Source organism: Streptomyces sp. SA15 (assembly GCF_002291145.1).
Taxonomy (GTDB): Bacteria; Actinomycetota; Actinomycetes; order Streptomycetales; family Streptomycetaceae; genus Streptomyces.
The window spans coordinates 53,325-67,655 of sequence record NZ_NTGE01000195.1 but is presented as its reverse complement, the minus strand read 5'-3'; the positions used below and the strand labels follow the sequence as shown (position 1 = coordinate 67,655).

Genomic DNA, 14,331 nt, shown 5'->3' with positions numbered 1-14,331 from the left:
GCTTCCGGGTTTCGGACACGCGGGGTGTTCCTCGGAACCCCCGACCACCCACGAGACGTTTCCCCCCTGCGCCCGGTACGGTCGGGCAGTCCCACCGCGTGTCACGAGTGTCCAGGGAGCCCCATGACCACCGCCACCACCAGCCGGAGCGACCGGCGGATCAGCCCCGTCTTCGTCGGGATCGTCGCCGTCACCGCGGTGACGGGCTGGGCCACCTGGACCGGGTTCGCCGAGCAGCCCGGGTTCTCCGTGTTCCTGTTCGTGACGGCCGCGTGGATCGTCTCCCTGTGCCTGCACGAGTACGCGCACGCGCGCACCGCCCTGCACAGCGGCGACATCTCGGTCGGATCGAAGGGCTATCTCACCCTCAACCCGCTGAAGTACACGCACGCCCTGCTGAGCATCGTGCTCCCCGTGCTGTTCGTGATCATGGGCGGGATCGGTCTTCCCGGCGGCGCCGTGTTCATCGAGCGCGGGCGGATCCGGGGGCGCTGGCGGCACAGCCTCATCTCGGCGGCCGGGCCGCTGACGAACGTTCTGTTCGCGGTCGTCTGCACGGCGCCGTTCTGGCTGGACGCGCTGGACGGCGTGCCCCCGGACTTCCGGTTCGCCCTCGCCTTCCTCGCCCTGCTCCAGGTCACGGCCGCGCTGCTGAACTTCCTGCCGGTGCCGGGCCTGGACGGCTACGGCGTCATCGAGCCCTGGCTGTCGTACAACATCAAGCGCCAGGTGGAGCCGTTCGCGCCCTTCGGCCTGCTGTTCGTGTTCGCGCTGTTGTGGGTGCCGTCGATCAACAGCGCGTTCTTCGAGGTGATCGACTCGATGCTGCGCGGCCTGGGGATCCACGAACTGGAAACGTACTGCGGTCAGGAGCTGTACCGCTTCTGGCAGGGGACGAACGAGTTCTGCCAGGTCAGCCCGTGAGGGAGCTCAGCCCGTGAGGGACTTCCGCGCCCTCTCCCGCTTCACGTAGTACCAGGTCATGTTGGACGAAAGGCCCGCGAGCAGCACCCAGACGATTCCCAGAAAGCTGCCCTGGACGAAGGAGACGACCGCCGCGGCCACGGACAGGAGGCAGACGGCGAGGGCGTAGAGGGCGAGGCGGGGCATGGGGGCTGTTCTCCTGTTTCGCCTGTCGGGGGAACATCGGGGGACACTGCTGCACTGCTGGTGCCGACCAGTGTCCCCCATCGGCTCATACGTCCGTGACCCGCAGCCCCGCGTGCGCCTTGTACCGGCGGTTGACCGAGATCAGGTTGGCGACCAGCGACTCCACCTGGTGGGCGTTGCGCAGGCGCCCCGCGAAGATGCCGCGCATGCCGGGGATGCGGCCGGCCAGGGCCTGGACGATCTCCACGTCCGCCCGCACCTCGCCGAGGACCATCACATCGGTGTCGATCTCGTCGACCTCGGGGTCCTGGAGCAGGACCGCCGACAGGTGGTGGAAGGCGGCGGTGACCCGGGAGTCGGGCAGCAGGGCGGCGGCCTGTTCGGCGGCGCTGCCCTCCTCCGGCTTCAGCGCGTAGGCGCCCTTCTTGTCGAAGCCGAGCGGGTTGACGCAGTCGACGACCAGCTTGCCCGCCAGTTCCTCGCTCAGGGACTCCAGGGTCTTGCCGTGACCGTCCCAGGGCACGGCGACGATCACGATGTCGCTGCGGCGCGCGGTCTCGGCGTTGTCCGCGCCCTCGACGCCGTGTCCGAGCTCGTCGGCGGCGGCCTGGGCGCGGTCGGCGGCCCGGGAGCCGATGATCACCTTCTGGCCGGCCTTGGCGAGCCGGTAGGCGAGGCCCTTGCCCTGCGGGCCGGTCCCGCCGAGCACGCCGACCACCAGCCCGGAGACGTCGGGGAGGTCCCAGGGGTCCTTGGCGGGGGCCTTCTGTGCACTGTCGGTATCGGTAGAGGTCATGGGCCGACTTTACGTCCGCCCCGCGCGCCGGAAAGTCTCAGGTGAGCTCCGTCACGGGCACCCGCCGGAAGCTGATCGTCTCGTACGCGCCGAAGTCGCCCGTCTCGTAGAGGAGTCCTACGGTGTCGGCGTCGATGCGAGCGAGGTCGGAGTAGGCGGCGGGCAGGCCGTCGACCGTGAACGCCGGGCGCCAGGTGGTGCCGCCGTCGGTGGAGGCGCGGATCGTCAGGGGACGGTGGCGGTCGGCATGATCGGACTCCTTGCTGGACAGTGACTCGATTCTTTGCCCAAGTTGGGCGAATTCGGGGTGAACTGGGGGTCACGAACGGCCGGTTGGGGCAGGATGCGGTCCCATGGATGCCGTACGGGTCGCGTTGTTGCGCGAAGTGCTCGCCGGGACGCAGTGGTTGGGGGCCACGCGGCGGTTCGCGGGGGCGCTGCGGGGGTCGGTGGTGTCGCACGGCGGGGGGCTGCTGCTGGTCGGCACGGCGGATTACGAGCCGTGGCATCTGGCGGCGCACCTGGTGGACGAGGCCGCGTGGTCGGGCACGCCGGAGCTGGCCCCGACACTCGTACGGCATGACCCGCGCCCGTCGGATCCGGCCCATCTGGCGGTCGGGCTGGGGCGGCTCGCCGGGGCCCGGCGCGGCGAGACCCTGCTCGTGGTATCGCCGGAGGGACCGGGTGCCGCGCTGCTGGAGCGGGTGCATGATGCCCGGCGGGCCGGGGCGGCGGTGCTGGCCCTCGGGGACGGCGGGGGCGAGCTGACGGCGATGGCACACGAGTCGCTGACCGTGCCGGAGGGCGCCGAACTGGACCTCGACACCGTGCAACACCTGGTCAGCGCGGCGGCCGGGGAGAACTCCCTGCCGTCTCCCTCCGGGGGCCGCCGGCGTTTCCGGGACAGGCTGTCGAGGCTGATGGACGCACTGACGGCACCGCCACCTGCCAGCTGGTGACCTGTCCCGCCCACAGCCCAGCCGATCGCCCGCCGTCAGGGGCGGCCGGTTTTCCGTCGTCGTAGTGCGGGCCCGGCAAAAAGCGCTTGCTCGCCACCGCCGCTCCCCCGAACCATGGCCCCTCGTGACCGACGCCACCCCCGAACCCCCCTCCGGGCTCCGCGCCCTCCTCCCCGACCTCGCCCCCTGGCGGGCCTCCGTCGACTTTCGCAGGCTCTGGCTGTCGGGGCTGATCACGAACTTCGGGAGTTTTCTGACCTTCGTCGCGCTTCCGGTGCAGATCAAGGAGCTCACCGGGTCCGCGGCGGCGGTGGGGGCGCTCGGGGCCGTGGAGCTGGTGCCGATGATCGTGTTCGGGCTGTACGGCGGTGCCCTCGCCGACGCCTGGGACAAGCGGAAGCTGATCGTGTGGACGGAGGCCGGGCAGGGACTGCTGTGCGTGGTGATGCTGGTCAACGCGGTGATGCCGAGCCCCGCCGTCTGGCCGCTGTACCTCGTCGCCGCGTTCTCCTCCGCGCTCGGCTCGGTGCAGCGGCCCGCGCTGGACTCGCTGATGCCGCGGATCGTGGCCCACGAGCACCTGCCGGCCGCGGCCTCGCTCAACTCGCTGCGCTGGCAGGTCGGCGGCGTCGCCGGCCCGGCGCTGGCGGGCGTGGTCGTCGCGTTCGCGGGGCTCGGCTGGGCCTACACCGTGGACCTGCTCACCTTCGCCGTCTCGGTGGTGTTCTGCGTCCGGCTGGCCCCCTCCCCCGCCTCCCACGAGGCGCACAAGCCGTCCCTGAAGTCCATCCTCGAAGGCGCCCGGTACGCCTGGAGCCGCAAGGAACTCCTCGGCACGTACATCATCGACATCGCGGCGATGCTCTTCGCGATGCCGCTCGCCGTACTGCCCTTCCTCGCGGACGAGCTGGACGCCGAGTGGTCGCTCGGCCTGATGTATGCCTCCATCCCGGCCGGGGCGCTTCTGGTGAGCCTGACCAGCGGCTGGACCTCGCGGGTGCACAAGCACGGGCGGATCGTGGTGCTCTCGGCCGCGCTGTGGGGCGTGGCGATCGCCGCCGCAGGTGTCTCCGGGAACGTCTGGCTGGCGCTGCTGTTCCTCACCGTCGGCGGCGCCTGCGACATGGTCAGCGGCGTCTTCCGGGCGGCCATGTGGAACCAGACGATCCCGGACGAACTGCGCGGCCGGCTCGCCGGGATCGAGCTGCTGTCGTACTCGGTGGGGCCGCAACTCGGCCAGGTCCGGGTGGGCGCCATGGCCGCCTGGCGGGGCGTGCGGACGTCCATCTGGTCGGGCGGGCTGCTGTGCGTGGGCGCGGTGGGGCTGCTGGCCCTGTGCCTGCCGAAGCTGATGACGTACGACGTGCGGACGAACGAGCACGCGGTGCGGCTGCGCGAACAGCGCGCGGCAGCCGCACAGGCCGGTGCCTGATCAGGTGGCTGATCAGTCCTCGTCCCGGCCCGCCGCCGGGGCGTCGTGCCACTTCGGGTCGTTCTCCCACTCGAGGTTGCGCTCGCGGGCGGTCGCCATCGCGTGCTCGGCCTCCTTGCGGGTGGCGTACGGCCCGAAGCGGTCCTTGGCCGGGCACTCCGGCCCCTCCTCGACCTTCTTGTGCTGGAGGCAGTAGTACCACTCGCCCGGCTTTCCGGCCGTGCGCTTCTTGAACAGGGCCATGACGGCTCCTTTCGCCACGGACATGTTCCCCCACGCCGCCTCGTTAGACTCACTCACATGTCTGGCCAGTCGCTGCTCGTACCAGGGGAGCTGTCCCCCACCCGTTCCGTGCCCGGAAACATCCGCCGTCCCGAGTACGTCGGCAAGCCCGGGCCCACTCCGTACACCGGGCCGGAGGTGCAGACGCCCGAGACGATCGAGGCGATGCGCGTCGCCGGCCGGATCGCCGCGCAGGCGATGGCTCAGGCGGCGAAGCTGATCGCGCCGGGTGTCACGACCGACGAACTGGACAAGGTCGCGCACGAGTACATGTGCGACCACGGCGCCTACCCCTCGACGCTGGGCTACCGCGGCTTCCCCAAGTCCCTGTGCAGCTCGGTCAACGAGGTCATCTGCCACGGCATCCCCGACTCCACGGTTCTGCGCGACGGCGACATCGTCAACCTGGACGTGACGGCGTACATCGGCGGGGTGCACGGCGACAACAACGCGACGTACCTGGTGGGTGAGGTCGACGAGGAGTCGCGGCTGCTGGTGGAGCGGACCCGGGAGTCCCTCAACCGCGCGATCAAGGCGGTCAAGCCGGGCCGGCAGATCAATGTCATCGGCCGGGTCATCGAGTCGTACGCGAAGAGGTTCGGGTACGGGGTGGTCCGGGACTTCACGGGCCACGGGATCAACTCCTCCTTCCACTCCGGGCTGATCATCCCGCACTACGACAGCCCGCACGCGACGACCGTGATCCAGCCCGGGATGACGTTCACGATCGAGCCGATGCTGACGCTCGGGACGCACGAGTACGACATGTGGGACGACGGCTGGACGGTCGTGACGAAGGACCGGAAGCGGACGGCGCAGTTCGAGCACACGCTGGTGGTGACGGAGACGGGGGCGGAGATTCTGACCCTGCCGTAGCGCCGCGCCTGCCCTGGCCCGCTCTCCTCGGAGGGTGGGCTTTTGCGTGTGGGATCGATGGAGATTCTGGGTACTTGTTTACCGACAGAGAGTCGGCAAAGGCGTTGACTTAGGTAAGGCTAACCATAGAAAATCTGGGCTCATGGACTCCTTCTCGACAGTCATCCGCACCGCCTCCCAGGAGCAGCACGTGGAGGCGAACACCTCGACGTTCATGAGCGACATGCTCGGCGGCAGGCTCGGCGTCGACGCGTACGCGCGCTACACCGAACAGCTGTGGTTCGTGTACGAGGCACTGGAGGCCGGCGCGGAGCGGCTGGCGTCCGACCCGGTGGCGGGGCCCTTCATCCGGCCCGAACTGTTCCGGCTGAGCGCACTGGAGAGCGATCTGGCGCATCTGCGGGGGCCGGACTGGCGTGCGGGGCTGTCCGCGCTGCCGGCGACGCGGGAGTACGCGGAGCGGGTGCGCGAGTGCGCGCAGCGGTGGCCGGCCGGTTACATCGCCCACCACTACACGCGTTACCTCGGCGACCTCTCCGGCGGCCAGATCGTCCGCGACAGGGCGGAGAAGGAATGGGGCTTCGCCAGGAAGGGCGACGGGGTCCGCTTCTACGTCTTCGAGGAGATCCCCAACGCCGCCGCGTTCAAGCGGGGTTATCGGGAGCTGCTGGACAGCGTCCGGGCGGACGACCTGGAGAAGCAGCGGATCGTCGCGGAGTGCAAGCGGGCGTTCGACTTGAACCTGGGGATGTTCCGGGCGCTGAGTGCGGAGTTTCCGGTGAGCGCCTGAGACTCGGCGCTCTCGGTGCCCTCAGCGTCCGTGCCCTCAGCGCTCTCGGTCCTCTCTGCGCCCGTGCCCTCAGCGCTCTCAGCGTTCCAGGAACACGCGTCCGCCGACCTCCACCCAGCCCCCGGGCTGCGGAGCGGTCAGGATCTGCGATCCCGTGCCCTGCGTGATGTTGAGAGCCCGCCCGAGCCGATCCGTCAGCAGCAGTGCCGCCGCGCCCGTCGCCTCGTCCTCCTCGATGCCGTCGTCGCGGCCCGGGAAGGCGCGGGCCCGGATCCGGCCGGCGCACTCGTCCTCCCAGGCCCAGGCGTAGATCCACTCCCCCGGCGGCGGGACGGGCAGGTCGTCGACCTCGGCGGCCGTGGCGTACTGGCGCAGGGTGCGCGGCGGCACCCACTCCGCCCGCGCCTCGATCCAGCTGAACTCGCCGTCCAGGCGGGCGCCCACCACCCCGGCCGGCGTGACGAGTTCGGGCACGTCGAGGAGCCAGGCCGTGCCGACGCAGGGGTGGCCTGCGAAGGGCAGGCGCAGGGTCGGCGTGTAGATGTCGATGATGCCGCGCTCGGGGTCGTCCACGAACACCGTCTCGCTGAAACCGAGTTTGCCCGCGAACACCTGCCGCTCCGCCGGGTCCGGCATCACCGAGCCGTCCCGGACGACACCGAGCTCGTTGCCGTATCCGCCGTTCGCTCCGCAGAAGACACGGAGTACGTCGTAGTCAGTCACGCGGGCATTGTGCCTTGAGAGTTGCCCGGCGGTGGTGCCGACCTGGAGGCTACACCCGAGCCAGAAGAGGCAAGGCTAACCTAAGCTCACACCGCCAAGGGGGATGCCGGTATGACCGTACTGGAGAAGGCCGCGCAGGACGCGCCGGCCGAAGTGCCGCCGCGCAGACGGCACTCCGCCGCCTGGCTGCTGACCGCCGGAATGGTCGTCGGCCTTCTCGTGCTCGTGCCGGTCGCCGCCGGGACCGGCGCCTACGCTGTGCCGGTCGGGGACGTGGTCGACTCCGTACAGCACAAACTGGGCCTGGGTGGTGCGGAGTTGGACCGGGTCGCCGAGTCGGTGCTGTGGAATGTGCGTTTCCCGCGTATCGTCCTCGCGCTGCTCATCGGGGCCTCGCTGGGCTGCGCGGGCGCGCTGATGCAGGGCGTGTTCGGCAACCCGCTGGCCGAGCCGAGCACCATCGGCGTCTCCCTGGGCGCGGCGGTCGGCGCGGTCGCCTCGATCTCGCTCGGCCTGACCTTCCTCGGCACGTGGACCCTGCCGGCGATGGCCTTCGTCGCCGGCCTCGGCACCGTACTGCTGGTGTACGCGATGTCCCGCTCGGCCGGCCGTACGGAGGTCGTGACGCTGATCCTCATGGGCATCGCGGTGAACGCCTTCGCCGGCGCGCTCATCGGGCTGTTCATCTTCCTAGCGGACACCGCGGCGGTGAACCAGATCACCTTCTGGCAGCTCGGCTCCCTCGCCCAGTCCACCTGGCCCAAGGTGCTCGCGGTGCTGCCGTGCGCGGCGATCGGGCTGGTGGTCGCGCCGCTGTACGCGCGCCGCCTCGACCTGCTCGCGCTCGGCGACCGGCCCGCCCGGCATCTGGGCGTGGACGTGGAGCGGCTGCGGATCCTGCTGATGTTCGTCATCGCCCTGCTGACGGCCGCCGCGGTGAGTGTCTCCGGGGTGATCGGCTTCATCGGCCTCGTCGTGCCGCATCTGCTGCGGATGGCCGCCGGGCCCGGGCACCGCTTCCTCATCCCGGGCAGCGCGCTCGGCGGTGCGGTCGTGCTGCTCGCCGCCGACCTCGCGGCCCGGACGATCGCCGCTCCCGCCGAGCTGCCGCTCGGTGTGCTGACCGCCCTGCTGGGCAGTCCGTTCTTCTTCTGGCTGCTGCGCCGCACGCGGCGCAGGCAAGGGGGTTGGGCATGAAGCTCCTGCGGGACATGAAGCTCCTGTCGGATGTGAGGCTCCTGTCGGACATGAGGCTCCTGCGGAACCGTCCGACACCGCCGCCTCCGGCCGAGCCCGGCGACGTGCTCGCCACCGCCGAGGACCTGTACGTCCGTCTCGGCACCCGCGAGGTGCTCCGCGGCGTGGACATCACCGTCCGCGCGGGCGAGGTGCTCGCCCTGGTCGGCCCCAACGGGGCGGGCAAGTCGACGCTGCTCGGCGCCCTGGCCGCCGATCTGCCGGCCGCCGCGGGTGTCGTACGGATTTACGGGCGTCCGGCGACAGAATGGTCCGCGCCCGAACTCGCCCTGCGGCGAGCGGTGTTGCCCCAGTCCGCCACGCTCTCCTTTCCCTTCGCGGTCGAGGAGGTCGTCCGGATGGGCCGCGCGCCCTGGGCGGCCGTCGCCCCCGACGAGAACGACCCGGCCGTGGCCCGGGCGATGGCCGCGACCGAGGTCACCGCCTTCGCCTCCCGCTCCTTCTCCGCCCTCAGCGGCGGCGAGCGGGCCCGGGTCGCGCTCGCCCGGGTGCTCGCCCAGCGCGCTCCCCTGCTCCTGCTCGACGAGCCGACCGCGGCCCTCGACCTCAAGCACCAGGAGCTGGTGCTGCGGGTGTGCCGGGAGCGGGCGCGGGCCGGGGACGCGGTCGTGGTCGTGCTGCACGACCTGGGGCTCGCGGCGGCCTACGCGCACCGGGTCGCGATCCTGCACGCCGGCCGGATCGCCGCCGCCGGGCCGCCGGCCGAGGTGTTCTCCGACCGGCTGCTGACGGAGGTCTACGACCAGCCCGTCGAGGTGCTCCCCCATCCACGCACGGGCGAGGTCCTGGTGACCCCTCGACGGGACTGACTCAGGCCTCTTGACCGCCACTTGACCTGGACATGAGGTCCATTTTTGGTCACCGTGACCGGCTCGTGCTCATACACCGTCCATGAGAGCTGAATCACTACGTGGGCAGTTATCGCACAGGAAATCCCTGGGTACGTTAGGCGAGGCTCACCTTATGTGAGGCCTGTCACGCATCCTTTTCGGCCATTCCCTGGAGCCACCATGCGAGCCGTCAGATTGTCCGTTCTCACCGCAGCCGCGACCGCGGCGGCGCTGGCCGCCGTCACCGGCTGCACGGAGAAAGGCAGTTCGGCGGGCGGTGACCGAGTCATCAACGTGACGGCCACGGACGACAAGTGCGAGGTGTCGAAGAAGGAGTTCCCGGCCGGTCATGTCGAGCTGGCCATCGAGAACAAGGGCTCCAAGGTCACCGAGGTCTACATCCTCTTCCCGGACGACCGGATCGTCACCGAGCGCGAGAACATAGGCCCCGGCACCCAGCAGAAGGTCACCGCCGAGGTGAAGGCCGGTGACTACCAGATCGCCTGCAAGCCCGGCATGAAGGGCGACGGCATCCGCCAGGCCGTCACGGCCACCGGCGGCGGCGCGGTCGCCCAGCGCGACCCCCGTCTGGACAAGGCCGTCGCCGCCTACCGCGCCTACGCGCAAGCGCAGGCCGACGAGACGCTGCCGAAGGCCGAGGTGTTCGCCAAGGCGGTCAAGGACGGCGACATCGAGGCCGCGAAGGCCGCCTACGCGCCCTCCCGCATCGGCTGGGAGCGCACCGAACCCGTCGCGGAGTCCTTCGGCGACATCGACCCGAAGGTCGACCTGCGGGAGGACGGCCTGGAGGAGGGCCAGGACCTGAAGAAGGACTGGACCGGCTGGCACCGCCTGGAGCGCTCGCTCTGGAAGGACAAGAAGCTCACCGACCGGGACTCGGAGCTCGCCGACCAGCTGATCACCGACCTGAAGGACTGGCAGAAGCGGGTCGGCAAGGCCGAGATCACCCCGACCTCCATGGCCAACGGCGCCAAGGAACTCCTCGACGAGGTCGCCACCGGCAAGGTCACCGGCGAGGAGGAGCGCTACTCGCACACCGACCTCGTCGACTTCAAGGCCAACGTCGAGGGTGCTCAGAAGTCGTACGAGCTGCTGAAGCCGGTGGCGAAGGAGAACGACGCGGCGCTGGTCACCGAGCTCGACAAGCAGTTCGCCGCGCTGAACGCGCTGCTGGACAAGTACCGCGCGGACAAGACGTCGTACGACTTCGTCTCGTACGACAAGGTCGGCGATGCCGACCGCAAGGAGCTCTCGGACGGGGTCAACGCCCTCGCGGAGCCGCTGTCCAAGCTGGCCGCCGCCGTCGTCGTGAAGTAGGGACACCGTCATGACGGACAACTCCGCAGAATCCGCCGCTCCTTCCCGGCGTGCGCTGATCGGCTGGGGCGGTGCCGGGCTCGCGCTCGGTGCCGCCGCGGCCGGCGGTGCCGTGGCGGTGGCCCGTAACGGCGAGTCCGCCGACGACGCGGCCCCGGCCGGTGACGAGGCGGGCGCCGCGGTCGATTTCCACGGCGCCCATCAGGCGGGTATCGCCACCCCGGTGCAGGACCGGCTGCACTTCGCCGCGTTCGACGTGACGACGGACGACCGCGCCGCGTTCGTGCGGATGCTGAAGGACTGGACCGAGGCGGCGCGGAAGATGACCGCCGGGCAGGCGGTCGGTGAGGGAGCGTACGGCGGGCTCGCCGAGGCGCCGCCGGACGACACCGGTGAGGCGCTGGGTCTGAAGCCGTCGCGGCTGACGCTGACGATCGGGTTCGGGCCCACCCTGTTCGACAAGTTCGGCCTCCAGGACCGGCGGCCCGAGGCGCTCATCGACCTGCCCAAGTTCGCCGGCGACAACCTCGACAAGAACCGCAGCGGCGGCGACCTGTGCGTCCAGGCCTGCGCGGACGACCCCCAGGTCGCCGTGCACGCCATCCGCAACCTCGCCCGCATCGGCTTCGGCAAGGTCGTCATCCGCTGGTCCCAGCTCGGCTTCGGCAAGACCTCGTCGACGACGCCCGAGGCGCAGACCCCGCGCAACCTGATGGGCTTCAAGGACGGCACCCGCAACATCGCGGGGACGGAGACGGACCGGCTGAAGAAGTTCGTGTGGGTGGACCAGAAGGACGGGCCGGAGTGGATGGCCGGGGGCTCGTACCTCGTAGCCCGCCGTATCCGGATGCACATCGAGACCTGGGACCGCACCTCGCTGCAGGAGCAGGAGGACATCATCGGCCGCGACAAGGGCGAGGGCGCCCCGGTGGGCAAGGCCAAGGAGCGTGACGAGCCGTTCCTGAAGGCGATGCTGCCCGACGCGCACGTCCGGCTCGCGCACCCCGACTCCAACCACGGGGCGACGATCCTGCGGCGCGGCTACTCCTTCACCGACGGCACGGACGGCCTCGGCCGCCTGGACGCGGGCCTGTTCTTCCTCGCCTACCAGCGGGACGTCCGCAAGGGGTTCGTGCAGATCCAGCGCAACCTGGCCACGGACACGCTCAACGAGTACATCCAGCACGTGGGTTCCGCGGTGTTCGCGATCCCGCCCGGCGTCCGCGGCGAGGACGACTGGTGGGGCAGCACACTGCTGACCGAGGAGGCGTAGCCCGTGTTCTCCAACTATCTGATAGGTCTGCGCGAGGGCCTGGAAGCCAGCCTCGTCGTCTGCATCCTCATCGCCTACCTGGTCAAGACCGGCCGCAGGGACGCGCTGAGGCCCATCTGGATCGGCATCGGCGTCGCGGTCGCCCTCGCCCTCGGCTTCGGCTCCGCGCTCGAATTCGGCTCCCAGGAGCTGACGTTCGAGGCCCAGGAGGCGCTCGGCGGCACCCTGTCGATCCTCGCGGTCGGCCTGGTGACGTGGATGGTGTTCTGGATGCGGCGCACCGCCCGGCACCTGAAGTCCGAGTTGCACGGCAAGCTGGACGCGGCCCTGCAGATGGGCACCGGCGCCCTGGTCGCCACCGCGTTCCTCGCGGTCGGCCGGGAGGGTCTGGAGACCGCCCTGTTCGTGTGGGCGTCCGTGCACGCGGCGAGCGACGGCACCCCGCGCCCGCTGATCGGCGTCGCCCTCGGCATCCTGACGGCGGTGTTCCTCGGCTGGCTGTTCTACCGGGGGGCGCTCAGGATCAACCTCGCCAAGTTCTTCACGTGGACCGGCGGCATGCTGGTCGTCGTGGCCGCGGGCGTACTGGCGTACGGCTTCCACGACCTCCAGGAGGCCGACTGGATTCCGGGCCTGCCGAACAAGGCCTTCGACATCAGCGGCACCATCCCGCCGGACAGTTGGTACGGCACCCTCCTCAAGGGCGTCTTCAACTTCCAGCCCGATCCGACCGTCCTCCAGGTCACGGTGTGGCTGCTGTACCTGATCCCGACGCTCGCGCTCTTCCTCGCCCCGGTAGGGTTCGCCTCCGGGAAGGGGAAGGTGAAGGAACCTGATGAGCAGGGATCGCGGCCCTCTAAGGCTCCGCAGGCTTGACCGGAGCGCACTGATAGCGGCCTCAGTGACCGCTTTGTCGTTGACGGCGAGCGGTTGCGTGGTGGTGCACGGGGAGCGGGAAGTGCTCCCGGCGACCACCCGGGCGGAGGCCGCCGAGGCACTCGAGCAGTTCACATCCGCGTACAACGCGGCCGACAAGGCCTACGACAGTTCCCTGGACGCGGACCACGTCACCGGCGCCCTCGGCGCCATCGACGCGGCGCGGCTGAAGGCCGGCCACGCCACGAATCCCGAGGGCAATCCGGCGCACACGCCGCTGAGGCTGACGGACGCGACGTACACGATCCCGAAGAAGGCGGGCTGGCCGCGCTGGTTCGTCGCCGACGCGCGCGGCAACAAGGGCGGCGACGTGCGCTGGCTGCTGGTGTTCACCCGCAGCGCCCTGGACGATCCGTGGCAGGTGGCGTATCTGACGCTGGTCTCCCCCGAAGACGTACCGAAGTTCAAGAAGGACGCGGACGGCTGGGCCGAGGCGGTGCCCGCGAACTCCACGGAATTCGCCGCCGAGCCCGGCAAGTTGAGCCAGGACTACGTGGCGTACCTGAAGAGCGGCGGAAAGGGCTTCGCGCCCGGCACGCACACCGACGGGTGGCGCCAGCAGCGGCAGAAGGAGTCCCGCAAACCGGGTCTGGCCACGCAGTACCTCGACGACCCGCTGGCCGACGGCGACTACGCCCCGCTGGCGCTGCGCACCACGGACGGCGGGGCGCTGGTGTTCTTCGCCATCCGCCGCTTCCAGAAGCAGACGGCCGCGCCGGGCGCGTCGATCCCCACCCAGGCCGAGGGCGTGCAGGCCCTGACGGAAGGCGAGATCAAGCAGTCGCTCACGACGGAGTACGTCTCCAACCAGGTGGCCCTGGACCCGAAGAAGAGCGCGGGCGACGGCGAGGTGTCGATCCTGGGCCGGATCGAAGGGCTGACGGCGGCTCAGGGCAGCTGAAGCCTTACCCGCCTGGGGGCCTGAGGCCCTACCGGCGCAGGGGCCAGGCCGCGTGTGTGTGGTCCGGCTCCTGGCCGGCGTGGCGGGCGCAGGCGTCGGTGAGGACTTCCAGCAGGGTCAGCGGGTCGGGCAGCGGGTGTTCGGGGCCGCGGACCCAGTGCACCGACTGGTCGTCACCGGGGAGCCGGGCGGGCGGTACGAGGACGTAGGAGCCGCGGCAGTGCCAGCGCAGGCCAGGGTGCTCGTCCATCGTCTCGGGGTGGCAGTCCAGTTCGCAGGGCCACCACTCGTCCTCTTCCTCGGGGGTGCCGCGGGTGAGGGTGAAGAAGAGCAGGCGGCCGTCGTCGCTCTCGGCGACCGGGCCGACGTCGATACCGGAGGCGAGCAGCCGCTCGAGCGCCTCGCGGCCGGCTTCCAGGGGGACGTCGAGGACGTCGTGCACCATGCCGGTCGCGGTGATGAAGTTGGCCTGCGGCTGGTGCCGGGCCCAGCGCTCGATCTGCGCGCGGTCGGTCGTGGACTGGGTCTGCCAGGCGAACGACACCGGGTGCCGGGCCGGGGTGGGACAGCCGACGCGGTCGCAGGAACAGCGGTAGTCGTGGGTGGGATACGCGGCGGGCGCGAGGGGCAGTCCCGCTTCGGCGGCGGCGAGCAGCAGGGCCTCACGGCCGCCGCCGTCCGTGGCGGCCTCCTTCGGGCGGCGTCCGCGCAGCCACTGGGAGATTTTGCCCTGCCGGCCGGTGCGGCCGCCGAACTCCGCGCTCATCTATCCCCTCGCCTCGCCGTCGTGCGGAACAGCATGCCCTATGGTCCCACCATCCCGCGCTC

Annotated in this window: 16 protein-coding genes and 1 pseudogene; 11 read left to right on the top strand and 6 right to left on the bottom strand. The window is 70.6% G+C overall.

Annotated features, from left to right (window positions below; genetic code table 11):
• Window positions 1-123 precede the first annotated feature (123 nt).
• Window positions 124-924: a site-2 protease family protein gene (locus CLM62_RS41475; protein ID WP_095755048.1), complete on the top strand. Its 801-nt coding sequence runs from the start codon at window positions 124-126 to the stop codon at window positions 922-924.
• Window positions 925-930: 6 nt separating this feature from the next.
• Here the strand turns inward: CLM62_RS41475 and CLM62_RS41470 are convergent, their stop codons facing one another.
• From CLM62_RS41470 to CLM62_RS52420, 3 genes and pseudogenes are all read right to left on the bottom strand, one after another.
• A complete protein-coding gene (locus CLM62_RS41470; protein WP_095755047.1) occupies window positions 931-1,110 on the bottom strand; it encodes a hypothetical protein in 180 nt (59 codons plus the stop codon).
• 85 nt (window positions 1,111-1,195) lie between these two features.
• Window positions 1,196-1,906 (bottom strand): NADPH-dependent F420 reductase, encoded by a 711-nt coding sequence (npdG, locus tag CLM62_RS41465; protein WP_095755046.1) that lies wholly within the window; start codon window positions 1,904-1,906, stop codon window positions 1,196-1,198.
• Window positions 1,907-1,943: 37 nt separating this feature from the next.
• Window positions 1,944-2,135 (bottom strand): annotated as a pseudogene (locus CLM62_RS52420) (exo-alpha-sialidase); the annotation flags it as partial.
• Window positions 2,136-2,259: 124 nt separating this feature from the next.
• Between CLM62_RS52420 and CLM62_RS41455 the strand changes: the two are divergent.
• Both CLM62_RS41455 and CLM62_RS41450 read left to right on the top strand, forming a co-directional pair.
• Window positions 2,260-2,865 carry a hypothetical protein gene (locus CLM62_RS41455; RefSeq protein WP_095755045.1) on the top strand — a complete coding sequence of 202 codons (606 nt, stop codon included), beginning with the start codon at window positions 2,260-2,262 and terminating at the stop codon, window positions 2,863-2,865.
• Window positions 2,866-2,989: 124 nt separating this feature from the next.
• Entirely contained in the window at window positions 2,990-4,297 is a 1,308-nt protein-coding gene (locus tag CLM62_RS41450; RefSeq protein WP_095755044.1) for an MFS transporter, read from the top strand.
• Between the two features lie 12 nt (window positions 4,298-4,309).
• Here the strand turns inward: CLM62_RS41450 and CLM62_RS41445 are convergent, their stop codons facing one another.
• Window positions 4,310-4,540: a hypothetical protein gene (locus CLM62_RS41445; protein WP_095755043.1), complete on the bottom strand. Its 231-nt coding sequence runs from the start codon at window positions 4,538-4,540 to the stop codon at window positions 4,310-4,312.
• Window positions 4,541-4,597: 57 nt separating this feature from the next.
• Here CLM62_RS41445 and map point away from each other — a divergent pair, with 57 nt between their 5' ends.
• Together map and CLM62_RS41435 are read left to right on the top strand one after the other, a co-directional pair.
• The gene (map, locus tag CLM62_RS41440) at window positions 4,598-5,455 is read left to right on the top strand and encodes a type I methionyl aminopeptidase (RefSeq protein ID WP_095755042.1); all 858 of its coding nucleotides are present in this window, start codon (window positions 4,598-4,600) and stop codon (window positions 5,453-5,455) included.
• A 142-nt stretch (window positions 5,456-5,597) separates the two neighbouring features.
• Window positions 5,598-6,245: a heme oxygenase (biliverdin-producing) gene (locus CLM62_RS41435; protein WP_095755041.1), complete on the top strand. Its 648-nt coding sequence runs from the start codon at window positions 5,598-5,600 to the stop codon at window positions 6,243-6,245.
• A gap of 78 nt (window positions 6,246-6,323) precedes the next feature.
• On the opposite strand, the gene CLM62_RS41430 is transcribed toward CLM62_RS41435, so the two are convergent.
• Window positions 6,324-6,968 (bottom strand): PhzF family phenazine biosynthesis protein, encoded by a 645-nt coding sequence (locus CLM62_RS41430; RefSeq protein ID WP_095755040.1) that lies wholly within the window; start codon window positions 6,966-6,968, stop codon window positions 6,324-6,326.
• 111 nt (window positions 6,969-7,079) lie between these two features.
• Here CLM62_RS41430 and CLM62_RS41425 point away from each other — a divergent pair, with 111 nt between their 5' ends.
• The 6 genes from CLM62_RS41425 (at window position 7,080) to CLM62_RS41400 (ending at window position 13,503) form a co-directional block, all read left to right on the top strand.
• Window positions 7,080-8,165 carry an iron ABC transporter permease gene (locus CLM62_RS41425; protein ID WP_095755039.1) on the top strand — a complete coding sequence of 362 codons (1,086 nt, stop codon included), beginning with the start codon at window positions 7,080-7,082 and terminating at the stop codon, window positions 8,163-8,165.
• A gap of 14 nt (window positions 8,166-8,179) precedes the next feature.
• Entirely contained in the window at window positions 8,180-9,034 is an 855-nt protein-coding gene (locus CLM62_RS41420; protein ID WP_179382455.1) for a heme ABC transporter ATP-binding protein, read from the top strand.
• A gap of 201 nt (window positions 9,035-9,235) precedes the next feature.
• A complete protein-coding gene (efeO, locus tag CLM62_RS41415) occupies window positions 9,236-10,393 on the top strand; it encodes an iron uptake system protein EfeO (RefSeq protein WP_095755038.1) in 1,158 nt (385 codons plus the stop codon).
• Window positions 10,394-10,403: 10 nt separating this feature from the next.
• Window positions 10,404-11,666, top strand: a complete 1,263-nt coding sequence (efeB, locus tag CLM62_RS41410) for an iron uptake transporter deferrochelatase/peroxidase subunit (protein WP_095755037.1) — start codon at window positions 10,404-10,406, stop codon at window positions 11,664-11,666.
• 3 nt (window positions 11,667-11,669) lie between these two features.
• Window positions 11,670-12,542 (top strand): iron uptake transporter permease EfeU, encoded by an 873-nt coding sequence (gene efeU / locus CLM62_RS41405; RefSeq protein WP_095755036.1) that lies wholly within the window; start codon window positions 11,670-11,672, stop codon window positions 12,540-12,542.
• The gene (locus CLM62_RS41400; RefSeq protein ID WP_095755035.1) at window positions 12,502-13,503 is read left to right on the top strand and encodes a hypothetical protein; all 1,002 of its coding nucleotides are present in this window, start codon (window positions 12,502-12,504) and stop codon (window positions 13,501-13,503) included. The genes efeU and CLM62_RS41400 overlap by 41 nt, the downstream gene beginning before the upstream one ends.
• 28 nt (window positions 13,504-13,531) lie before the next feature.
• Here CLM62_RS41400 and CLM62_RS41395 read toward each other — a convergent pair whose 3' ends face one another.
• The gene (locus CLM62_RS41395; protein ID WP_095755034.1) at window positions 13,532-14,269 is read right to left on the bottom strand and encodes a bifunctional DNA primase/polymerase; all 738 of its coding nucleotides are present in this window, start codon (window positions 14,267-14,269) and stop codon (window positions 13,532-13,534) included.
• Window positions 14,270-14,331: the final 62 nt, after the last annotated feature.